Source organism: Geodermatophilus sp. SYSU D00758 (assembly GCF_054049955.1).
Genome location: NZ_JBJGYK010000004.1, coordinates 12,280 through 32,981 on the forward strand (window position 1 = coordinate 12,280; position 20,702 = coordinate 32,981).

The following is a 20,702-nucleotide window of genomic DNA, read 5'->3' on the forward strand; positions in this document are numbered from 1 at the left end:
TCCGACGTCACGGCCGGCCGCAGGACGACGGCGGTCAGCCCCTGCCGAGCAGCTCCTCGAAGGAGGGCACGTCCGCGAACGGGTCGGCGACCGCGGCGCGGGCCGGCCGGCCGGCGACCGCGTCGGCCAGCTCCCCGGCGGCCCGCTCGACGCGCCGCTGCAGCGTGGCGTCGGTGCCGTCCCCGCCGGCCCAGTCCTCCGCGGCGGCGAAGACGCCGGTGGGCACGGGCACCGCGCGCAGGTAGGCGAACAGCGGCCGCAGCGCGTGGTCGAGCACCAGCGAGTGCCGGGCGGTGCCGGCGGTGGCGCCGAGCAGCACCGGTGTCCCGGTGAGGGAGTCCTTGTCCAGGACGTCGAAGAACGTCTTGAACAGCCCGCTGTAGGACGCCGAGAACACCGGCGTGACCGCGACGAGCCCGTCGGCGCCGACGACCGTGTCGATCGCCGCGCGCAGCGACCCGTCGGCGAACCCGGTGACCAGGTGGTCCGCCAGGTCGCGGGCGTGCGTGCGCAGCTCGACCACCTCCACCATCGCGTCGTCGCCCCGCTCGTGCAGGGCGGTGACGGTGGCGGCGGTGAGCCGGTCGGCCAGCAGCCGGGTGGACGACGGGGTCGACAGCCCCGCGCTGACCACGGCGAGGGTCCGCGTGCTCATCGGGCGCCCACCTCCTCGGGCGCCGTGGCGGCGCGGCGGGCGGCGACCAGCGAGGCGTGCGTCGGGGCCTCCGGCACGTGCGCCGGCCTGCGGGCGGCGAACTCCCGGCGCAGGACCGGCACGACCTCCTCGCCGAGCAGGTCCAGCTGCTCGAGGACGGTCTTCAGCGGCAGGCCGGCGTGGTCGACGAGGAAGAGCTGGCGCTGGTAGTCGCCGACGTACTCGCGGAAGCCCAGCGTCCGCTCGATCACCTGCTGGGGGCTGCCCACCGTCAGCGGGGTCTGCTCGGTGAACTGCTCCAGCGACGGGCCGTGCCCGTACACCGGGGCCACGTCGAAGTAGGGGCGGAACTCCCGGACGGCGTCCTGGCTGTTGCGCCGCATGAACACCTGCCCGCCCAGGCCGACGATCGCCTGGTCGGCCGCACCGTGCCCGTGGTGCTCGAAGCGCTGCCGGTAGAACTCGACCATGCGCTGCGTGTGCTCCTTCGGCCAGAAGATGTGGTTGGAGAAGAAGCCGTCGCCGTAGTAGGCGGCCTGCTCGGCGATCTGCGGGGAGCGGATCGAGCCGTGCCACACGAACGGGGGGACGCCGTCGAGCGGTCGCGGCGTCGACGTGAAGCCCTGCAGCGGGGTGCGGTGGCGGCCGGACCAGTCGACGACGTCCTCGGTCCACAGCCGCCGCAGCAGCGCGTAGTTCTCCACCGCCAGCGGCAGGCCCTCGCGGATGTCCTGCCCGAACCAGGGGTAGACCGGGCCGGTGTTGCCGCGGCCCATCATCAGGTCCAGCCGGCCGCCGGCGAGGTGCTGGAGCATCGCGTAGTCCTCGGCGATCTTCACCGGGTCGTTGGTGGTGATCAGCGTGGTGGACGTCGACAGCAGCAGGCGCTGCGTCCGGGCGGCGATGAAGCCCAGCAGCGTCGTCGGCGACGACGGCACGAACGGCGGGTTGTGGTGCTCGCCCGTGGCGAAGACGTCGAGGCCGACCTCCTCGGCCTTCTGGGCGATGGCGACCATCGCCTGGATCCGCTCGCCCTCCGTGGGCGCGCGACCGGTGGTGGGGTCGGGCGTGACGTCGCCGACCGTGAAGATGCCGAACTGCATCTCGACTCCCTCGTTGAGAGTTCAACTGACTACTCGTCGCAACGCCCGCTGCGACCGCCGTGTTCCCTGGGTCGGATCGACGCTCCGTGACCGGCCGGGTACGGGCAGCCGGACCACGCCCGTGCCGTCCCCGCCGCGCGCCGGGTCGTGCTGCCGCTGCAGCCAGCGTCTGAGACGGTGCAGTCGCTGTACCGAACGGCGCGGAGGGGGATCCGGACATGACGGCAGTGGCACACGAGGGCGCGGTCGGCGAGCACGGCTGGGCGGACCTGCCGGAGCCGGCGGCGACCGGGATCGAGGCCCTCTTCGAGCCCCGCCCGCGGTTCCGCCGCAGGTTGCACGGCTACGACCCGGCCGACGTCGACGAGTACGTCGCCTGGGCCGAGTCGGAGCTGGCCGGCCGGGCGCCGGAACCCGGTCGGTGCAGCGGCTGCAACGACCCGGTCGGCGCATCTCCCGCGCCCGTGCCCCCGCCGGCGGACGCGGTCACGGTGGTGACCCGGATGGACGAGCTGCTCCGGCTCGCCGAGGCCCGCGCCTCCGCCCTCGTGACCGGGGCGGAGGAGGAGGCCGGGCGCATCCGGGAGGCGGCGCGCACCGAGGCCGAGGCCGGGCTGCGCGACGTCGCGGACCTCCGCGCGGCCGCGGTGGCGGCCGGCCGGCAGGTGCAGCTGGAGTCCTCGACCCTGCGCCGCGAGGCCGAGGCGGCGCTGGCGGCCGCGCGGCAGGAGGCCGACGCCGCGCTGGCGACGGCGCGGCAGGAGGCGGAGGCGGCGCTGGCGAGCGCGCGCCGGGACGCCGAGGCGCTGCTGGCCGCGGCCCGTGCCGAGGCGGAGGAGGAGCGGGCGGCCCGGCTCGCGGCGGTGGACCGGGAACTGGTCGACCTGTGCCGGCAGCGCGACGAGGCCCGGGCCGCGCTGCGCCGGGTGACCGGCCAGATCGCGGCCGCGCTGGACTCCCTGGCCGCCCCGGGCCCGGCCGCACCCGGGACCGCGCCGGCCCCCGGCGGCGTGCGGGTGACCGGCAACGTGGTGATCGGCGAGCCCCGGGAGCCCGTGGCGCCGTGACCCCCGCGAGCCCGCGCCGCTTGCCCCCGGGCGACCCAGCTCACGTGCCGGATGTGGCGCCCGGGATTGTCACGGCGCGGTAACGGCACCTACCGTGGCCTGCGTCCGGCAGGTCCGCTCGTCCCCGCTCGGGGTGTCCGGCCGGACGCCGCCGAGTCGTGCCCGCAACCGCGGGGACGAGCCGGGGACCCACCGCAGTCCTGGGGTGAGTCCTGCCTCCCGGTCCCGCACCGGGCGGCAGGTAGGGCTTCTTCCCGCCCGAACCCGTCAGCTAACCCGGTAGGCGGCCACGGAAGAAGGAGACCGTTCCGCATGCCCTGCTCACGGGCCCCCGCAGCACGCCCGGACCGCCCACCGCGCGCCTCCCGCGCCTCCTCCCCGGTGCGCTAGTCCCGCCTGCCCCCTTCGTCGCGCCGCCCCGCCGGGCGGTGCGCCGCCCCCGTTCGCCCGCGCCCTCGTGCCGGTGTGCCCGCTGAGCCGGGTGCGCCCGCCCGCGCCCCCCCCCGATCCCGGAGTTCCCACCCGCATGTCCCGCACCTCGAAGTACCTCCGGCTGCCCACCCGCGGCCGCCGCCCCGCCGTCCTCCTCGCCACCGCCACCGCCGGCGCCGTCGTGGTCGGCGTGCTCGCCGGCGGCGGGCAGCCCGCCACCGAGGCCGAGGCGGCCGAGCCCCTGCCGGTCAGCGCCTCGCAGAGCGTCGCAGAGGAGCTCGGCCTCGAACGCGGGGACGCCGGCACCGGCGCGGCGCTGCCCGCCCCGGACCTCGCCCCGCTGGAGGACCTCGCCGCCTCGCGGAGCGAGCGCGAGGCCGCCCGGGCGAGTGCCGCCCAGGCCCAGGCCGCGGCCGACCAGGCCGAGCGGGACCGGCAGGCCGCCGAGGCGGCGCGGATCGCCGAGGAGCAGGCCGCGGCCGCCGAGGCCGCACGGATCGCCGAGGAGCAGGCCGCCGCCCAGCGCGCCGCCGAGGAGCAGGCGGCCGCGGCAGCGGCTGCGTCTGCGGCCCCGGCGCCCGCTCCGGCGCCCGCGCCGGCTCCCGCGGCGCCCCAGGGCTCGTTCAAGGAGTACGCGCTGGCCAAGGTCGGCAGCGCCCAGCAGTTCTCCTGCCTGGAGAACCTGTGGGGCAAGGAGAGCGGCTGGGACCCGAACGCGCAGAACCCCACAAGCACCGCCTACGGCATCGCCCAGTTCCTGAACTCGACCTGGGCCTCCACCGGCATCGCCAAGACCAGCGACGGCTACCGGCAGATCGACGCCGGGCTGATCTACATCGAGAACCGCTACGGCACCCCGTGCGCGGCGTGGGCGCACTCGCAGGCCAACAACTGGTACTGACCCGCAGGGACCCGGCGGCCCGCGTCCCGGTCGGGGGAGTGGTGGACTGGCGGGGATGAGCACCGTCCCCGCCCGGTTCGTCCGCGACCACACCCGGGTGCAGTGCCCCTCGGCAGTCCCCGAGGTCCGGCTGCACGTGGCCGACGACGTCGTCGCGCTGTGGGAGGCGATGGAGGCCGAGGGCGGCGCCGGCGAGGCGCCGCCCTTCTGGGCCGCGGCCTGGCCCGGCGGGCAGGCGCTGGCCCGCCACGTCCTGGACCGGCCCGGGACCGTCGCCGGGCAGGTGGTGCTCGACCTGGGCGCCGGCAGCGGGCTGGTCGCCGTGGCCGCCGCCCTCGCCGGCGCGGCCCGGGTGGTGGCCAGCGACGTCGACCCGTACAGCCGCACCGCGGTCACCGTGAACGCCGGGCTCAACGGCGTGGGCGGCATCGAGGTCGTCGGCGACGTCCTGGGCGGCGACCCGCCGGAGGTGGACGTCCTCCTGGCCGGGGACGTCTGCTACGACCGCGAGATGACCGAACGGGTGCTGCCGTTCCTGGACCGGACCCGGGCCCGGGGTGCCGAGGTCTACGTCGGCGACCCGGGCCGGCCCTACCTGCCGCACGCCCGGCTGGTCGCCGTCTCGGCCCTCGACGTGCCGGAGACCGAGGGTCCCGGCGTGCGGCGCACCACCGTCTGGCGGCTGCCGTGACCGACCGCGGACGGCGCGCCCGGCGGCCGTCCGGCGACGACCGGGAGCGGGCGATCCTGGCCACCGCCGAGCGGCTGCTCGAGCAGCGGCCGGTGGCGGAGATCTCCGTCGACGACCTGGCGCGCGGGGCCGGGATCTCCCGGCCGACCTTCTACTTCTACTTCGCGTCCAAGGACGCCGTCGTCCTGGCGCTGCTCGACCGGGTGGCCGCCGAGGCCGACGAGCGCCGGGAGGCGGCCGTGGCCGGCGCGCCCGCCGACCCGCGGGAGGGCTGGCGGCGGGCCCTGGTCGCCGTCCGCGACACCTTCCGCGCCCACCGGGCGCTGACCGCGGCCGCCACGCAGCTCCTGGCCGGGAGCGCGGAGGTGCGGGCGCTGTGGGCCCAGGTGATGGAGGGCTTCGTCGCGGTCACCGCCGAGGCGATCGAGGCCGAGCGGGCGCGGGGCGCGGCGCCGCCCGGGCCACCGGCGCGGGACCTCGCGGTGGCGCTCAACGCGATGAACGAGCGCCTCGTCCAGGCCACGCTGGCCGGCCAGCAACCGGCGGTCGCCGAGGACGACCTCGTCGACGTCCTGCTCGTGGTGTGGCTGCGGGCGATCTACGGGACCGAGGACCCGACGGGGCGTCGATCGGCTCGACACCCTGTCGAGTAGCGTGGTCGGCGTCACCACCGAGCGAGGGGAGCGGCCGTGGCCGCCGAGCACGTCGACGTCCTGATCGTGGGAGCCGGGCTCTCCGGCATCGGCGCCGCCTGCCACCTGCAGCGCGAGAACCCGGGCACCGGTTACGCGATCCTCGAGGCCCGGGAGGCGATCGGCGGGACGTGGGACCTGTTCCGCTACCCCGGGGTCCGCTCGGACTCGGACATGTACACCCTCGGCTACGACTTCAAGCCGTGGACCGGTGAGCGGTCCATCGCCGAGGGCGGGGACATCCTCGCCTACATCCGGGAGACCGCCCGCGAGCACGACGTCGAGCGGCACGTCCGCTTCGGTCACCGGGTGGTCGCCGCGGAGTGGTCCTCCGAGCAGGCCCGGTGGACGGTCACCGCGACCGGGCCGGACGGCGCCCCGGTCGAGCTGACCTGCTCGTGGCTGTCGGTCTGCTCCGGCTACTACCGCTACGACGAGGGGTTCCGGCCGGCGTTCCCCGGCGAGGAGGACTACCGGGGCCGGCTGGTGCACCCGCAGCACTGGCCCGCCGACCTCGACGTCACCGGGAAGCGGGTCGTGGTGATCGGCAGCGGCGCCACCGCGGTCACCCTCGTGCCCAGCCTGGCGGAGACCGCCGAGCACGTGACGATGCTGCAGCGGACGCCGAGCTACGTCATGGCGCTGCCCGGCCGCGACCCGCTGGCCACCGCGCTGCGCCGCCGGCTGCCGGAGGGCGCGGCCGCCACCGCGGTGCGCTGGAAGAACGTCCTGGTCTCCACCGCGTCCTACCAGTTCGCCCGGCGCCGGCCCGAGGCGATGCGCCGCTTCCTGGCCGGCCAGGCCCGCAAGCAGCTGCCGGCCGGGTACGACGTCGACACCCACTTCGGCCCGCCCTACGACCCGTGGGACCAGCGGCTGTGCCTCTCGCCCGACGGGGACCTCTTCGCCGCCGTCCGCGCCGGCCGGGCCGCGGTGGTCACCGACCGGATCGCCCGGTTCACCGAGCACGGCATCGCGCTGGAGTCCGGGCCGGAGCTGCCCGCCGACGTGGTGGTGACCGCGACCGGGCTGCAGCTGCTGCCGATCGGCGGGATGACCCTCGCGGTGGACGGCGAGCCGGTGGACCTCGCGCAGCGGGTCTCCTACAAGGGCTTCATGGTCTCCGGCGTCCCCAACCTGTCCATGACGCTGGGCTACACCAACGCCTCGTGGACGCTGAAGGCCGACCTCATCGCGCGCTCGGTCTGCCGGCTGCTGCGGCACATGGCCGCCCGCGGCCACGAGGTGTGCACCCCGGTGGCGCCGGCCGAGGGCGGCAGCGACCCGTTCCTCCCGCTCACGTCCGGCTACGTGCAGCGCAGCGTGGCCGCGCTGCCGAAGCAGGGCCGGCGGGCGCCGTGGCGGCTCTACCAGAACTACCTGCGCGACCTGCTGCTCATGCGGCTGGCCCGGGTGGAGGACGAGGGACTGCGCTTCTCCCGGCGGGCCGCGGTGCCGGCTCCCGCCGGGGTCGCCGCGTGAGGCCCTACACCTTCGCCGGCGGCACCGCGGTCGTCACCGGCGCGGCCGGCGGCATCGGTGCCGCCCTGGCGCACGGCCTGGCGCGGCGGGGCAGCTCCCTGGTGCTGCTCGACCGGGACGCCGCCGGGCTGGAGGCGGTCGCCGGGGCGATCCGGGCCGCGCACCCGTCGGTGCCGGTCGCCACGTACGTCGTCGACCTCGCCGACCCGGAGGCGACCCGGGCGGCCGGTGACCTCCTCCGCGAGCGGTACCCGGGGACCACGCTGCTGGTGAACAACGCCGGCGTCGCGCTGGCCGGGCGCTTCGACCAGGTCACCGCGGAGGAGTTCGACTGGCTGCTGCAGATAAACCTGCACGCCGTCGTCACCCTGACCCGCGCGCTGCTGCCGGTGCTCAAGGCCCACCCCGGGTCGCACCTGGTGACCGTCTCCAGCCTCTTCGGGCTGATCGCCCCGGCCGGGCAGTCGGCGTACGCGACGAGCAAGTTCGCCGTCCGCGGGTTCACCGAGGCGCTGCGCCACGAGCTGGCCGCCGACGGCGTCGGGGTGACCAGCGTGCACCCGGGCGGGATCCGCACCCGCATCGCCGCCGACGCCCGGGTCGGCTCCGGGGTGCCGGCCGAGGAGGCCGAGGCCGGCAAGCGGGACTTCGAGCGGCTGCTCACCGTGGACCCCGCGACGGCCGCCGAGGTGATCCTGCGGGCCGTGGAGCGGCGCCGGCCCCGGCAGCTGGTCGGCTGGAGCGCCGTCGTCCCCGACGTGCTGGCCCGGCTGCTGCCGGGGGCGCACGGCCGGCTGCTGGCCGCGCTGGGCCGCAGGCGCTGAGCGGGCCGTGGCGGTGCGCGTGGGCACCTCCGGGTGGAGCTACGACCACTGGGACGGCGTCCTCTACCCGCCGGGCACGCCGCCGCGGGACCGGCTGGCGCACTACGTGCGCCGCTTCGACACCGTCGAGCTGAACGCCAGCTTCTACCGCTGGCCGCGGACGGCGACCTTCGCCTCGTGGCGCCGGCGGCTGCCCCCCGGGTTCGCCCTCACCGTGAAGGCGCCGCGCGGGCTGACCCACGCCAGGCGGCTGTACGCGCCCGAGGCCTGGGTGGACCGCATCGCCGCCTGCTGGCACGAGCTCGGCGACAAGCGGGCGGTGCTGCTGGTGCAGCTGCACCCGGCGCACGAGCGGGACGACGCACGGCTGGACTTCTTCCTGGACCGGCTGCCGGACTGGATCCGGGTGGCCGTGGAGTTCCGCCACCCGAGCTGGCACGACGAGGCCGTGTTCGCGCTGCTCGAGCGGCACGGCGCGGCCTACGTGGTGATGAGCGGGGCCGGGCTGCCGTGCGTGCTGCGGGCCACGGCGCCGTTCGTGTACGTGCGGCTGCACGGCCCCGACCGCGAGCACCTCTACGCCGGCACCTACCCGCCGGAGGACCTGCGCTGGTGGGCCGACCGGGTGGGGGAGTGGGCCGCCGCCGGGCGGGACGTCTACGCCTACTTCAACAACGACGGGCACGGGCACGCGGTGCGCGACGCCGGCGCGCTGCGCCGGTTGGTCGGCGGCTGAGCCGGGCGGGAGACTGGCGGCCATGAGCGAACAGGGGGGCGCCGCCCGCGAGACCCCGGGCGGCGGCCGGGTCAGCCGGTCGGTCGAGGAGTTCGTCGGTCAGCTGCGGGCGTTCACCGACCGGGCGCGGGGCGTGGCGACCGGCGCCGTCCCCTTCTCGCTGCCCCGGCTGCCCTCCCCGCCCGGGGCGCTGTCGGCGGCCCAGCTGCGCGCCATCGACTCGGCGGTGCGCGGCCAGCGGCAGCAGATCGCCGCGATGACCGCGCAGCTGCAGGCCTTCGACGAGCAGCTGGCGGTGTTCGAGCGCATCCTCGAGCCCCTGGTCGAGTGGAGCTCCACCTGGGCCCGGCTGGAGGAGTCGGTCGCCGACATCGTCCGCGGGCACGGCGAGGACGGCCCGGAGCGGCCGGCGCCCGAACCGCCCCGCGACCGCCCCACCGGCTGACCGGCCGGGGTCAGGCCTCGGCGGTCCACCCGGACAGGTACGGCCGCGGGCGGGCGGCCATCCGGACGGGTGAGCCCCCGGCGACGCCGGTCAGCGCTGGTCGCGGCGCAGGGGGTGGTCCGGCGGCACCTCGACCAGCACGAGGCGCACCCCGTCCGGGTCGGCCAGCCACGCCTCGACCAGGCCCCACGGCTCGGTGCGCGGTTCGCGCAGCACGGGGACGCCGGCCCCGGCGAGGCGGGCGGTCTCGGCGGCGACGTCCCGGACCTGCAGCCACAGCGCGACGCCGGAGGGCGCGCCGCCGTCCCCGGCGGAGACCTCCAGGAACCCGCCGCCCAGGAAGAACACCACGCCGGGGTGGTCGGGCGGGCCGAACTCGCGGTACACCGCCAGGCCCAGCACGTCGCGGTAGAAGGCCTGCGCCCGCGCCGCGTCGCGCGGTCGCAGGAGCACCCGGCTGCTCAGCACGTCCACCCGGGCATCATGGACGGAGTGCCCCTCTCCTCGCCCGCGCGCGACCGGCTGCGCGCGGACTGCGCCTCCTGCGCCGGGCTGTGCTGCGTCGCCCCCGCCTTCGCCCGCTCGGCCGACTTCGCGATCGACAAGCCGGCCGGCCGGCCCTGCCCCCACCTCGCCGCCGACGCCCGGTGCGGCATCCACGACCGGCTGCGCGAGCGCGGCATGCCGGGCTGCGACGTCTTCGACTGCTTCGGGGCCGGCCAGCAGACCGTGCAGGTCACCTTCGGCGGGCGGGACTGGCGCGGCGAGCCGGACCTCGCGCGCGCCCAGTTCGCCGCCTTCGGGACCCAGCGCGCGCTGCACGAGCTGCTCTGGTACCTCGAGGACGCGCTCGCCCGGCCGGCCGCGGCGGACCTGCACGGCGAGGTCCGCGCGCTCCGGGACCGGGTCGCCGGCCTGACCGGGGGCACACCGGCGGAGCTCGCCGACGTCGACGTCCCGGCGCTGCGGGCCGTGGCCGGCCCGCTGCTCGGCCGGGTGGCCGAGCGGGTGCGCGGCGGCCGGGGCCGGGACCGGCGCGGCGCCGACCTCGCCGGCCGGGACCTGCGGCGGACGCCGCTGCGGGCCGCCGGCCTGCGCGGCGCGCTCCTCCTCGGCGCCGACCTGCGGGGCGCGGACCTGCGCGAGGCCGACCTGCTCGGTGCCGACCTGCGCGGGGCCGACCTGCGCGGCGCAGACCTCACCGGCGCGCTGTTCCTCACCCGCCCGCAGGTCACCGCGGCCCGCGGGGACGCCACCACCCGCCTGCCCGACGGCCTCGAGCACCCCGGGCACTGGCGGTGACCACCGCGCTGGACCGGCTGCGCGCCGGCGCCGACCGCGCCGCGGTGCTGGCCGTCTTCGACGCGCTGGAACCCGCCCGGCCGGACGCGGTCCGCGGGCTCTGGCGCGGCGCCGAGGTCCCGACCGGCCACCCGTTCGACGGGCTGCTGCGCGCCCACGGCTGGTGGGGCAAGGAGGTCCTCGACGCCGACGCGGTGCACCCGCTGCTGGTCGGCCGGCGTCCCCGCCCGGTGCAGCCGGCGCTGGTGCCGTTCGGGCTGCTGACCCGGGCGCCGGGCCCGGCCCGCAGCCGGCCGGCCCGGGTCGCCGGCGTCCTGGCCCGGCCGCTGCTGCGGACGTCGCGCCCGGCCGCCCGCGTCCGGGTGGTGGTGCACCGCGGCGTCGCCACCGCCGCCCTGGTCTACGACCGGCTGCCGGTGGTCGACGTCCTGCGCGCCGACGGGCCCGACCGGCTGCTCGGGTTGATGGACGCCCGCGGGGTGCCCGAGCCGCTCCCCTTCCTGCTGGAGCGGGCCGTTCCCGCGCCGTAGGCGCTCACAGCGCCTTGAGGATGTCCTCGACCCGCTCCCGGGCGTCCCCGAACAGCATGCGGGTGTTCTCCCGGAAGAACAGCGGGTTCTGCACCCCGGCGTAGCCGGTGCTCATGGAGCGCTTGAAGACCACGACGTGCTCGGCCTCCCACACGTGCAGCACCGGCATGCCGGCGATCGGGCTGCCGGGGTCGTCGAGCGCCGCCGGGTTGACGGTGTCGTTGGCGCCGATGACGAGGACGACGGAGGTGGTGGCGAGGTCGTCGTTGATCTCGTCCATCTCCAGGACGATGTCGTAGGGCACCTTGGCCTCGGCCAGCAGCACGTTCATGTGCCCGGGCAGCCGGCCGGCCACCGGGTGGATGCCGAAGCGGACCTCCACGCCGGCGTCGGTGAGCCGCCGGGTGAGCTCGGCGACGGCGGCCTGGGCGTGCGCGACCGCCATGCCGTAGCCGGGGGTGATGACGACGGACTTGGCCTCGCGCAGCAGCTCGGCGACCTCCTCGGCGGTGACCTCCGTGTGCTCGCCCTCGACCCCGCCGGTCGCCACCGAGCCCTCGTTGCCGAACCCGCCGGCGATGACCGACAGGAACGACCGGTTCATCGCCCGGCACATGATGTAGCTGAGGTAGGCACCGGAGGAGCCGACCAGCGCGCCGGTGATGATCAGGAGGTTGTTGTTCAGCAGGAACCCCGCCGCCGCGGCCGCCCAGCCCGAGTAGCTGTTGAGCATCGAGACGACGACCGGCATGTCGCCGCCGCCGATCGAGGCGACCAGGTGCCAGCCCAGCGCCAGCGCGATCCCCGTGAGCACGGCGAGGACGCCGGCGCCCGGGCTCACCACGAACGCCACCGTGAGCGCGGTGAAGGCCACCAGCGCACCCAGGTTGAGCCAGTTGCGGCCCGGGAGCACGAGCGGGTTGCTCCTGATCCGAGCCGAGAGCTTGAGGAAGGCCACGATCGAGCCGGTGAAGGTGACCGCGCCGACGAACACGCCGATGGCGACCTCGGCGGAGTGGATGCCGAGCAGGTCGGCGGGCACCTCGGTCTGGGCCGCGCCCTCGGCCTCGACCGACAGGTAGCCGTTCCAGCCGACGAGGACGGCGGCCAGGCCGACGAAGCTGTGCAGCAGCGCGATCAGCTCGGGGATGCCGGTCATCTCCACCCGGCGGGCCCGCCACAGGCCGAGGACCGCGCCGGCGGCCATGGCCACCGCGATGAGGCCGACGGCGCCGGCGGGAACGCTGCGGGCGGCCAGCCCGATCGTGGCGGCCAGCGCCAGCGCCATGCCGGCGATGCCGTAGCCGACGCCGGCCCGGGCCGACTCGTGCCGGGACAGACCGGCCAGGCTCAGGACGAACAGCAGCCCGGCGACGATGTAGGCCGCGGCGGCGGCGGAGGTGGCGGTCACCGCGGGGTCCGGGCGGGGGAGGCGGTGTGGAACATGCCGAGCATGCGGCGGGTCACGGCGAAGCCGCCGAAGACGTTGATGCTGGCCACCAGCACCGCCACGAAGGCGAGCACGGTGACCAGCACGCCGGTGTGCCCCAGCTGCAGGAGGGCACCGACGACGATGATCCCGGAGATGGCGTTGGTGACGCTCATCAGCGGGGTGTGCAGCGCGTGGTGCACGTTCCCGATGACGTAGAACCCGACGACGATGGCCAGCGCGAACACCGTCAGGTTGCCGATCAGCTGGTCCGGTGAGAAGGCGGTCACCAGGAAGAGGGCGACCGCCGCGGCGGCGACCAGGCCCGCCGTCCGCGCCGGTGACGCCGGGCGCTGCCCCGGCAGCGCCGGTGGCGGGGCCGCCGGTGGTGGGGCTGCCGGTGCCGCCGACACCTGGACCGGCGGGGGCGGCCAGAGCACCTCGCCGTCCCGGACGACGGTCATCGCCCGCTGGACGACGTCCTCGAGGTCCAGGACCAGCTGCCCGTCCTTGCCGGGGGTCAGCAGCGCCACCAGGTTGACCAGGTTGGTGCCGAACAGCTGGGAGGCCTGGGCGGGCAGCCGGCCGGGCAGGTCGGTGTAGCCGATGATCGACACCCCGTTGGAGGTGGTCACGACCCGGTCGGGCACCGAGCCGGCCACGTTCCCGCCCTGGGCGGCGGCCATGTCCACGACGACGCTGCCCGGCCGCATGCTGGCGACCATCTCCTCGGTGATCAGCCGGGGCGCGGGGCGGCCGGGGATGAGCGCGGTGGTGATGACGATGTCCACCTCGCGCGCCTGCTCGGCGTAGAGCTCGGCGGCGCGGGCGTTGTAGTCCTCGCTCATCTCGCGGGCGTAGCCGTCGGCGCTGACCTGCGCCGCGGCGTCCCGGACGGCGACGTACTCCCCGCCCAGGGAGCGCACCTGCTCGGCGACCTCGGGGCGGACGTCGGTGGCCCGCACGATCGCCCCCAGGCTGCTGGCCGCGCCGATGGCGGCGAGCCCGGCCACGCCGGCGCCGACCACCAGGACCTTCGCCGGCGGGACCTTCCCGGCCGCGGTCACCTGGCCGGTGAAGAACCGCCCGAAGACGTGCGCGGCCTCGATCACCGCCCGGTAGCCGGCGATGTTGGCCATCGAGGAGAGCACGTCGAGCGACTGGGCGCGGGAGATGCGGGGGACGGCGTCGATGGCCAGGGCGGTGACCGGCCGGGCGGCGAGGGTGGCCACCAGCTCGGGGTCCAGGGCGGGCGCCAGCGAGCTGATGAGGACGGCGCCGTCCCGCAGCCGGGCGACCTCCTCGGCGGTCGGCCTCGCCACGTGCAGGACGACGTCGGCCCCCCACGCCTCGGCGGTCGAGCCGGTGCGGGCGCCGGCCTCGGCGTAGGCCTCGTCGGGGTGGCTGCTGGCCAGCCCGGCGCCGGTCTCGACGACGACGTCGTAGCCGAGGGCCAGCAGCCGGCGCACGGTGGCCGGCGTCGCCGCCACCCGTGTCTCGCCGGGCCGGGACTCCCGGGGCACTCCGATGAGCACGCGACCTCCTGGTGTCGGTCGGCGACCGCCGTCGGTGACGGGGCGCGACGGCGGGCGCACGTGCCGCCGGTAGGGGGGATGATGCCGCTTCCCGTGGCCTGCGCCACCCCCCGGGGGCAAACCTGCGCCTGTTCGTGAGCCGTTCCACAGGGCCCGGGTCTCACCCCTGCGGGGGGCGGACGGACCTGTTCCGCTGCATCCCGAGGAGCCGGCGGCCGACCATCCCGGCGTGCGCGATGGACGGGGGGACCCGGGGTGACCGCGGCGGCCGACGCCGTCGGCGTCGTCCCCGACGGCGGCGTCGCCGACGCCACGGCCCTGCTGGTGGTCGACCTCGACGGGGCCGCGGCGGCGGTCACCTGGGCCAACGAGGGTGCGGCCCGGCTGCTCGGCGCCGCCCCCGAGGCGCTGCGGGGGACGGACGTCGCCGCGTTGCTGCCGGCGCTGGTCGAGGAGCGGCGCACGCAGCTGCTGACCGGCGGGCGCACGTCGCAGGTGACCACCGCGGTGCGCACGGCGGCCGGCGCGGTCGTCGAGTGCGTCGTCGTCGCGATGCCCGAGCCGGGCGGGACCCGGGCGACGTTGCGGGTCATCTCGACGGCCGACGAGCTGGCGCGGGCGCTGCGGGCCACCGCCGACGCGCACGCCCGGCGGTTCACCGCCCTCACCGAGCGCTCGCCGGTGCCCGTGCTGCTCTCCGAGCAGGGCGTGCGCCTCGCCCACGTCAACGACGCCTTCTGCGCGCTGGCCGGGCTCCCGGCGGGCCGGCTGCTCGGCACCGGCTGGCTGGAGATCCTCCACCCGGACGACGTCGATGCCGTCGTCGAGCAGGTCGCCGGTGTGCTGGAGGGCGGTGAGGGCCGGGTCCAGGTCCGCCTGCTCCGCCGGGACGGCGAGCCGCGCACCGCGGTGCTGAGGCTGTCGCACCTGCACACCCCGGGGGTCGGTGCCGGGTTCGTCGGCACCCTGGAGGACATCACCGAGCGGCTGGCGGTCGAGGCGCGGCTCGCCCACCAGGCGCACCACGACCCGCTGACCGGCCTGCCCAACCGCACCCTGCTCGCCCGGTGGGTCGCCGAGCGCTTCACCCCCGGCTCGTCGGCGCTGGCCTGCCTCTTCCTCGACCTGGACGACTTCAAGGTGGTCAACGACTCGCTCGGCCACGGTGCCGGGGACGAGCTGCTGGTCGAGATCGCGGAGCGGCTGCGCCGGACCGTGCGGCCCGGCGACCTGGTCGTGCGCTTCGGCGGCGACGAGTTCGTGGTGGTGTGCGCCGACGTGCCCGAGGACGAGGCGGTCGCACTGGCCGAGCGGATCGTCGCGGCGCTCGCCGTCCCCGTCCGGCTCGGCGGCGTGGACGTGCGGCCCACCGTCAGCGTCGGGGTCACCGTGCAGACCGCCCAGCACGCCTCCGCCGACGACCTCGTCCGCGACTGCGACATCGCCATGTACCGGGCCAAGGCCGGCGGCAAGGGGAGGGTTGCGGTCGTCGACGAGCGCAGCCGTGACGCGGCCCGCGCCAGGCTGCGGCTCGTCGCGGACCTGCGCGCCGCGGTCGAGCAGCGCACCCTCGACGTCTGCTACCAGCCCATCTCCCGGACGGCGGACGGCGTGGCCACCGCCGTCGAGTCCCTGGCGCGGTGGCAGCACCCCGAGTTCGGCGCGATCAGCCCCGAGGTGTTCGTACCGCTGGCCGAGGAGCACGGGCTCATCGAGGACCTGGGCCTGCTGGTCCTCGACGAGACCTGCCGGCAGCTGGCCGAGTGGGACCGGCAGCTCGGGCCGGCCGCCCCGGAACGGGCCAACGTCAACGTCTCGGCGCTGCAGCTGGACCCGGCACTGCCCGGGCGGGTCGCGCTGGCACTGGACCGGCACGGCCTCGAGCCGCACCGGCTCTCCGTGGAGCTCACCGAGTCGGCGCTCATGACCGACCCGGCGGCCGCGCGCGGCGTCCTCGAGCAGCTGTGCCACCTCGGCGTGCGGCTGACCATCGACGACTTCGGCACCGGTTACTCGTCGCTGGCCTACCTGCGGTACCTGCCCGTGGACACCCTCAAGGTGGACCGCTCGTTCGTCGCCGAGCTGGCCAGCGGGGGCGACGCCATCGCCGCGGCGGTCATCGCGCTGGCCCGCACGCTCGGGCTCTCCACCGTCGCGGAGGGCGTGGAGACCGAGGAGCAGGCCGCCGAGCTGGCGCGCCTGGGTGTGACGTACCTGCAGGGCTTCGCCCTGGGCCGGCCCATGACCGGTGCCGAGGGGACCGCCTGGTTCGCCGCCCGGGGGAGGTCCCGCCCGTGAGCGCCCCCGCCGCGCCGCTCGACGTCAGCGAGGTGCTCGCCGGGCTGGACACCCTGGCCGGGCAGCGACCGGTCGCGGCGCAGCTGGTCGCGATGGCCACCGCCGACGACACCGGCGCCCGGGAGCTCGCGGCTCTCCTCGCCCGTGACCTCCCCCTGGCCGGCCGGGTCACGAAGCTGGCCAACTCCACCTGGTTCGGCATGCGCGGCCGGGTGGGCTCCCTGCAGTTCGCCGTCACCGTGGTCGGCTTCACCGCCGTCCGGACGATGGCCACCGTGGCGCTCACCGACCTCGACGACGCGTCGCGGCTGCCCGGGGACTTCTGGCTGTCCGGCTGCCACCTCGGGCAGGCCGCCGCCATCCTGGCGCCCCGGTTCGGGGAGCCGCCGCCGGACGCGCTCTGCCTGGGCATGCTCGCCCAGCTCGGGGCGGCACTGCTGTGGCACCACGACCCCGAGGGCTACGCGCAGCTGCGCGAGGAGCACCCCGACGGCGCAGGGCGGCGGACGGCCGAGCGCAGCCGCTACGGGGTCCACGCCCTGCAGCTCTCGGCGACGGCGCTCGGGCACTGGGGCTTCCCGCCGCGGATGGTGGCTGCGCTCGAGCGCATCGACGACCTCACCGCCCCCGAGGGTGCGCTGCTGCGCGTCGGGGCCGAGGTCGCCGCGCGGCTGTCCGGCCGGCCGCACGACCCGGCGCCGGTCGGCGGGTTGTGCGGCGGCCTGCTGGACGAGGAGGCGCTGGACCCCGTGCTGGAGCGGGTCCGTGCCGAGGCGCTCGGGCTGCAGCGGGCGGTCCTGGGCTGATCTCCTCGACCGACGACGGCCGGCGCCCCGCTGCGGGGACGCCGGCCGCCGTGCGCCGGTGCGCCGGGTGTCAGCCCGCGGGCGTGTAGGGCGCGCCCAGCGGGTCGACCGTCTCGTGGTCGGTGACGCGACCGGCCAGCCGGCCCAGCGCCCACTCGCCGTCGCCCAGCACGTGGTCGATGGCGGTCAGCCGGCTGGTGTAGTGGCCCACCGAGTACTCCGCGGTCACGCCGATGCCGCCGTGCAGCTGGATGGCCTCCTTGCCGATGTGGCGGCCGGCGCGGCTGGTCTGCAGCCGGGCGCGGTCGGCCGCGGCGACGACGTCCCCGCCGGCGTCGGCGACCATGGCCGCCCACAGCGCGGTGCTGCGGGCCAGCTCCAGCGACACGTACATGTCCGCGGCGCGGAAGGTGAGCGCCTGGAACCGGTTGAGCGTGACCCCGAACTGCTTGCGGGTCTTCAGGTAGCCGGCGGTGGTGCGCAGCGCGGTGTCCATGGCCCCGACGGCCTCGGCGCTGTAGGCGATGCGCGCCAGCGCCAGCACCCGCTCGACCTCGGCCGTGCGGTCGCCGGTGCCCTCGCCCAGCAGCTCGGCGGGGGTGCCGTCGAACCGGACCGAGGCCGCGCGGCTGCCGTCGTGGGTGCGGTACCCGGTGCGGGTCAGCCCCTCGGCGTCCCCTCGGACGACGAACAGCGCCGTCCCGCCCGCCACGGCGGCGCTCACCACGAGGACGTCGGCCCGTGCCCCGGCGAGGACGGGCTCCTTGACCCCGCTCAGCCGCCAGCCGCCGGACTCCTCGGTGGCGGTGACCGCCGCGGCCGCGGCGCTCCAGCGCGACCCGGGCTCGGCCAGGGCCGCGGCCAGCACGCTGCCGCCCTCGGCCAGCGGACCGAGCACCTCGGCGCGCTGCGCCGCGGTGCCGACGGCCGCGACCAGGCCCCCGGCGAGCACGACCGCCTCGACGAACGGCTCGGGCGCCAGCACCCGGCCGATCTCCTCGGCGACGATCGCCACCTCGACGGGGCCGGCACCCATGCCGCCGTCCTCCTCGGGGAAGGGCAGCCCCAGGACGCCCATCTCGGCCAGCCGCGCCCAGGTCTTCTCGTCGAAGCCGGGCTCCTGGGCGACCGCCGCGCGCCGCTGCTCGACGCTGCCGTAGGCCCGCTCGAGCAGGCCGCGGACGGCCTCGCGCAGGTCGTTCTGCTCGTTGTCGAAGGTGAAGTCCACGGTTACCTCACAGCCCCAGGATCGTGCCGGCGATGATGGTGCGCTGCACCTCGTTGGAGCCCCCGTAGATGGAGACCTTCCGGTAGTTCAGGTACTCGGGCGTGGCCACCCGCGCCCAGTCGGGGACCTCCGAGCCGCCGTCGGCGAAGGAGGCCAGCGACAACGGGCCGGCGATGTCCACGATGAGCTCGGTGGCGGCCTGCTGCAGCTCCGAGCCGCGCAGCTTGAGAACCGAGGACGCCGGGTGCGGCTTGCCGTCGGCGGAGGTGGCGACCACGCGCAGCGCGGTCAGCTCCAGGGCCAGCAGCTCGTTCTCGACCTCGGCGATGCGGGCGGCCGTGCGCGGGTCGTCGGCCAGCGGCCGGCCGTCGACGGTGATCTCCCGCGCGAACTCCTTGGCCTGGGCCAGCAGCCGCTTGGTGGCGCCGACGCGGGCGATGCCGACCCGCTCGTTGCCGAGCAGGAACTTGGCGATCGTCCAGCCCTGGTTCTCCTCGCCGACCAGGTTCTCGGCGGGGACGCGGACGTCCTCGAAGAAGACCTCGTTGACCTCGTGGCTGCCGTCGATGAGCTCGATGGGCCGCAGGGTGACCCCCGGGGTGTCCATCGGGAAGACCAGCATCGAGATGCCGCGCTGCTTCTTCTCGGCGGTCGGGTCGGTGCGGACCAGGCAGAAGATCCAGTCGGCGTGCTGGCCGAGCGTCGTCCAGGTCTTCTGGCCGTTGACCACCCAGTCGTCGCCGTCGCGCACCGCGGTGGTTCGCAGGCTGGCCAGGTCGGACCCGGCGTCGGGCTCGGAGAAGCCCTGGCACCACCAGATGTCGAGGTTGGCGGTGGCGGGGAGGAACCGCTCCTTCTGCGCCTGGGTGCCGAACGCCGCGAGGACCGGGCCGATCATGCTGGCGTTGAAGGCCAGCGGCTCGGGCACGCAGGCCAGCTGCATCTCCTCGCGCCAGATGTGCCGCTGCAGCGGCGCCCAGTCCTTGCCGCCCCACTCCACCGGCCAGTGCGGCACGGCCAGCCCGGCGGCGTTGAGCACGCGCTGGGTCTCGACGTACTGCTCCTTGGTCACGTGCCGGCGGGCCGCGACGGTGTCGCGGATCTCCTGCGGCACCTGGGTGGTGAAGAAGGTGCGCATCTCCTCCCGGAAGGCCTCCATCTCCGGGGACAGCTGCAACCGCATGGGACCTCTCTCCTGTCGGCGGCCCGCCCTGGTGTGGCCGCCGTCTCGCACGTGGGCCCCCGACGATGCCACACGTGCTACCCGCGGGTAGCTCCGGTGGGCGCGGCGCAGCGTGCCGCCCGGTCGATCGGGCCGCCCGGTGTGCGGGGCGCCCTGCGGGGGGAGGCTGGGAGGCGTGTTCGACGTGGACTGGATGGGCCTGCTGACGCGGACGGTGCTGCGCGAGCGGCTGCCCCTGCTGATCGCCGAGACCTGCGCGTGGAGCGTGGGGATGTCCGACCGCCCGCACGTGGAGCGGCGCCGGGGCCGGCTGGTGCTCACCGGCGGCACGATCGGCGACCGCGCGGGCCGCGGCCAGCCGCTCTCGGGCGAGGAGGACGGCCGGCTCGACCTCGGCGACGCGCGCCCCGGGTCGTTCCGCGACGCGCTCAACGCCGTGGACGCCGACGGGGTCGTCTACGCCGACCGCTACGACCGCGAGGTGCTGGAGCCGTTCGTCCTGGCGTCCTGCGTGGTGGCCGCCGAGCGCGCCCGCGACACCCGGCCCGGGCCGTGGGCCGAGCTGCTCGACGACCTCGGGGAGGACGGCGGCGACCTGGTGGGCGTGGTCAGGGCCGGCGAGTGGGAGGCGCCGCTGCGGACGGAGGCCGAGCACCTCGTGCTGGCCGCGCTCGCCGACGTGCCCCTGCTCGAGGTGGAGGCCGAGGGCCTGCCGCTCTCGCTGGTGCGGGCCGCCGAGTCGCTGACCCGCTCGGCGGCGTCCCCCGCGCCGGCGGCGGCCGGGGGTGCCGACCCGGGGTCGGTGTTCCTGGCCCGCGCCGCGGCCGGCAGGCTCCCCGAGCCGGTGCAGCCGGGGGACGCCCGGCGACTGCTGGACGCGCTGCTCGCCGAGGGCCTCGAGCCGGAGGAGGTGCCGGCGGTGCTGCCCGAGCTACCCCTGGCCGAGGGGACGGCGCAGGCCCTGCTCAGGCTGCTGGCGGCGGGCCCGGGTCGCTGACCCCGCCGGCCGCGGAGGGGCTGTGCGGGGCGTCCCGTCCCCGGCCCGCTCGACCCCCGCGCCTGCCGCCGTCCGGTGCGTCTCCGGCCCCAGGGGCCGGCATGTGAGCCGTCGCCGGTGACCGAGCCGGCAACGCCCGCCCCGACGGCGGCTCCAGGGACGGTCAGTCGCCCCCGTCGCCACCGTCACCCAGGGCATCGAGTCCCATGTGCGAGTCGGCCGGAGGCTCTGCTGGCCCCGCTCGGTGGACGGCGATCGTCTCTTCGAGCGCTGTCGGCTCGGGCAGGACCTGGTAGCCGGGACTTCCGCCGTCGAGCCAGCGTGCGCGGGCGTCATCCGCTGCTGTCATGGCCTGTCACCTCTCGC

The 20,702-nt window shown here is 76.4% G+C and carries 20 protein-coding genes and 1 riboswitch; of the genes, 13 read left to right on the top strand and 7 right to left on the bottom strand.

The window, feature by feature from the left end; translation table 11 throughout:
* Nucleotides 1–34 precede the first annotated feature (34 nt).
* The gene (locus tag ACI8AC_RS04120) at nucleotides 35–655 is read right to left on the bottom strand and encodes an FMN reductase (RefSeq protein ID WP_456895472.1); all 621 of its coding nucleotides are present in this window, start codon (nucleotides 653–655) and stop codon (nucleotides 35–37) included.
* Entirely contained in the window at nucleotides 652–1,758 is a 1,107-nt protein-coding gene (locus ACI8AC_RS04125) for an LLM class flavin-dependent oxidoreductase (protein WP_456895474.1), read from the bottom strand. The genes ACI8AC_RS04120 and ACI8AC_RS04125 overlap by 4 nt, the downstream gene beginning before the upstream one ends.
* Before the next feature lie 218 nt (nucleotides 1,759–1,976).
* Between ACI8AC_RS04125 and ACI8AC_RS04130 the strand changes: the two genes are divergently transcribed.
* The 8 genes from ACI8AC_RS04130 to ACI8AC_RS04165 all read left to right on the top strand — a co-directional run bounded on the left by ACI8AC_RS04130 (nucleotide 1,977) and on the right by ACI8AC_RS04165 (nucleotide 9,028).
* Nucleotides 1,977–2,825, top strand: coding sequence for a hypothetical protein (locus tag ACI8AC_RS04130; RefSeq protein ID WP_456895476.1), 849 nt, complete (start codon nucleotides 1,977–1,979; stop codon nucleotides 2,823–2,825).
* A 139-nt stretch (nucleotides 2,826–2,964) separates the two neighbouring features.
* Nucleotides 2,965–3,126, top strand: a riboswitch (cyclic di-AMP (ydaO/yuaA leader).
* A gap of 225 nt (nucleotides 3,127–3,351) precedes the next feature.
* Complete coding sequence (locus ACI8AC_RS04135) at nucleotides 3,352–4,158, top strand: aggregation-promoting factor C-terminal-like domain-containing protein (RefSeq protein WP_456895478.1); 807 nt, start codon at nucleotides 3,352–3,354, stop codon at nucleotides 4,156–4,158.
* A 55-nt stretch (nucleotides 4,159–4,213) separates the two neighbouring features.
* Nucleotides 4,214–4,849, top strand: coding sequence for a class I SAM-dependent methyltransferase (locus ACI8AC_RS04140; RefSeq protein ID WP_456895479.1), 636 nt, complete (start codon nucleotides 4,214–4,216; stop codon nucleotides 4,847–4,849).
* Nucleotides 4,846–5,502, top strand: coding sequence for a TetR/AcrR family transcriptional regulator (locus ACI8AC_RS04145; protein WP_456895481.1), 657 nt, complete (start codon nucleotides 4,846–4,848; stop codon nucleotides 5,500–5,502). Before ACI8AC_RS04140 ends, ACI8AC_RS04145 begins: the two co-directional genes overlap by 4 nt.
* Nucleotides 5,503–5,538: 36 nt before the next feature.
* A complete protein-coding gene (locus ACI8AC_RS04150) occupies nucleotides 5,539–7,023 on the top strand; it encodes a flavin-containing monooxygenase (protein ID WP_456895483.1) in 1,485 nt (494 codons plus the stop codon).
* Nucleotides 7,020–7,847 carry an SDR family NAD(P)-dependent oxidoreductase gene (locus ACI8AC_RS04155; RefSeq protein ID WP_456895485.1) on the top strand — a complete coding sequence of 276 codons (828 nt, stop codon included), beginning with the start codon at nucleotides 7,020–7,022 and terminating at the stop codon, nucleotides 7,845–7,847. Before ACI8AC_RS04150 ends, ACI8AC_RS04155 begins: the two co-directional genes overlap by 4 nt.
* Nucleotides 7,848–7,854: 7 nt before the next feature.
* Nucleotides 7,855–8,583, top strand: a complete 729-nt coding sequence (locus tag ACI8AC_RS04160; protein ID WP_456895487.1) for a DUF72 domain-containing protein — start codon at nucleotides 7,855–7,857, stop codon at nucleotides 8,581–8,583.
* Between the two features lie 22 nt (nucleotides 8,584–8,605).
* The gene (locus tag ACI8AC_RS04165; RefSeq protein WP_456895489.1) at nucleotides 8,606–9,028 is read left to right on the top strand and encodes a hypothetical protein; all 423 of its coding nucleotides are present in this window, start codon (nucleotides 8,606–8,608) and stop codon (nucleotides 9,026–9,028) included.
* A 90-nt stretch (nucleotides 9,029–9,118) separates the two neighbouring features.
* On the opposite strand, the gene ACI8AC_RS04170 is transcribed toward ACI8AC_RS04165, so the two are convergent.
* Nucleotides 9,119–9,502: a VOC family protein gene (locus ACI8AC_RS04170; protein WP_456895491.1), complete on the bottom strand. Its 384-nt coding sequence runs from the start codon at nucleotides 9,500–9,502 to the stop codon at nucleotides 9,119–9,121.
* Between the two features lie 9 nt (nucleotides 9,503–9,511).
* Here ACI8AC_RS04170 and ACI8AC_RS04175 point away from each other — a divergent pair, with 9 nt between their 5' ends.
* Nucleotides 9,512–10,330, top strand: a complete 819-nt coding sequence (locus ACI8AC_RS04175; protein ID WP_456895493.1) for a pentapeptide repeat-containing protein — start codon at nucleotides 9,512–9,514, stop codon at nucleotides 10,328–10,330.
* Nucleotides 10,327–10,860, top strand: coding sequence for a GXWXG domain-containing protein (locus ACI8AC_RS04180; protein WP_456895494.1), 534 nt, complete (start codon nucleotides 10,327–10,329; stop codon nucleotides 10,858–10,860). Before ACI8AC_RS04175 ends, ACI8AC_RS04180 begins: the two co-directional genes overlap by 4 nt.
* Nucleotides 10,861–10,864: 4 nt before the next feature.
* Here the strand turns inward: ACI8AC_RS04180 and pntB are convergent, their stop codons facing one another.
* Together pntB and ACI8AC_RS04190 are read right to left on the bottom strand one after the other, a co-directional pair.
* On the bottom strand, nucleotides 10,865–12,271 hold the full coding sequence (gene pntB / locus ACI8AC_RS04185) for a Re/Si-specific NAD(P)(+) transhydrogenase subunit beta (RefSeq protein WP_456895496.1): 1,407 nt from the start codon (nucleotides 12,269–12,271) through the stop codon (nucleotides 10,865–10,867).
* Nucleotides 12,268–13,824 (bottom strand): Re/Si-specific NAD(P)(+) transhydrogenase subunit alpha, encoded by a 1,557-nt coding sequence (locus ACI8AC_RS04190; RefSeq protein WP_456895498.1) that lies wholly within the window; start codon nucleotides 13,822–13,824, stop codon nucleotides 12,268–12,270. Before ACI8AC_RS04190 ends, pntB begins: the two co-directional genes overlap by 4 nt.
* Nucleotides 13,825–14,079: 255 nt before the next feature.
* Here ACI8AC_RS04190 and ACI8AC_RS04195 point away from each other — a divergent pair, with 255 nt between their 5' ends.
* A complete protein-coding gene (locus ACI8AC_RS04195) occupies nucleotides 14,080–16,122 on the top strand; it encodes a putative bifunctional diguanylate cyclase/phosphodiesterase (RefSeq protein WP_456895500.1) in 2,043 nt (680 codons plus the stop codon).
* Nucleotides 16,119–16,928, top strand: a complete 810-nt coding sequence (locus tag ACI8AC_RS04200; RefSeq protein WP_456895502.1) for an HDOD domain-containing protein — start codon at nucleotides 16,119–16,121, stop codon at nucleotides 16,926–16,928. Before ACI8AC_RS04195 ends, ACI8AC_RS04200 begins: the two co-directional genes overlap by 4 nt.
* A 70-nt stretch (nucleotides 16,929–16,998) precedes the next feature.
* Here the strand turns inward: ACI8AC_RS04200 and ACI8AC_RS04205 are convergent, their stop codons facing one another.
* On the bottom strand, nucleotides 16,999–18,156 hold the full coding sequence (locus ACI8AC_RS04205) for an acyl-CoA dehydrogenase family protein (protein ID WP_456895504.1): 1,158 nt from the start codon (nucleotides 18,154–18,156) through the stop codon (nucleotides 16,999–17,001).
* A 7-nt stretch (nucleotides 18,157–18,163) separates the two neighbouring features.
* A complete protein-coding gene (locus ACI8AC_RS04210) occupies nucleotides 18,164–19,339 on the bottom strand; it encodes an acyl-CoA dehydrogenase family protein (RefSeq protein WP_456895506.1) in 1,176 nt (391 codons plus the stop codon).
* 175 nt (nucleotides 19,340–19,514) lie between these two features.
* Here ACI8AC_RS04210 and ACI8AC_RS04215 point away from each other — a divergent pair, with 175 nt between their 5' ends.
* Complete coding sequence (locus tag ACI8AC_RS04215) at nucleotides 19,515–20,336, top strand: hypothetical protein (protein ID WP_456895508.1); 822 nt, start codon at nucleotides 19,515–19,517, stop codon at nucleotides 20,334–20,336.
* Nucleotides 20,337–20,702 lie beyond the last annotated feature (366 nt).

Bases quoted from the DNA above. Each gene is read 5' to 3' on its own strand.
- ACI8AC_RS04140 (WP_456895479.1), top strand. From the start codon at position 4,214: ATGAGCACCGTCCCCGCCCGGTTCGTCCGCGACCACACCCGGGTGCAG.
- ACI8AC_RS04125 (WP_456895474.1), bottom strand. From the start codon at position 1,758: ATGCAGTTCGGCATCTTCACGGTCGGCGACGTCACGCCCGACCCCACC.
- ACI8AC_RS04135 (WP_456895478.1), top strand. From the start codon at position 3,352: ATGTCCCGCACCTCGAAGTACCTCCGGCTGCCCACCCGCGGCCGCCGC.
- ACI8AC_RS04120 (WP_456895472.1), bottom strand. From the start codon at position 655: ATGAGCACGCGGACCCTCGCCGTGGTCAGCGCGGGGCTGTCGACCCCG.
- ACI8AC_RS04165 (WP_456895489.1), top strand. From the start codon at position 8,606: ATGAGCGAACAGGGGGGCGCCGCCCGCGAGACCCCGGGCGGCGGCCGG.
- ACI8AC_RS04210 (WP_456895506.1), bottom strand. From the start codon at position 19,339: ATGCGGTTGCAGCTGTCCCCGGAGATGGAGGCCTTCCGGGAGGAGATG.
- ACI8AC_RS04175 (WP_456895493.1), top strand. From the start codon at position 9,512: ATGGACGGAGTGCCCCTCTCCTCGCCCGCGCGCGACCGGCTGCGCGCG.
- ACI8AC_RS04130 (WP_456895476.1), top strand. From the start codon at position 1,977: ATGACGGCAGTGGCACACGAGGGCGCGGTCGGCGAGCACGGCTGGGCG.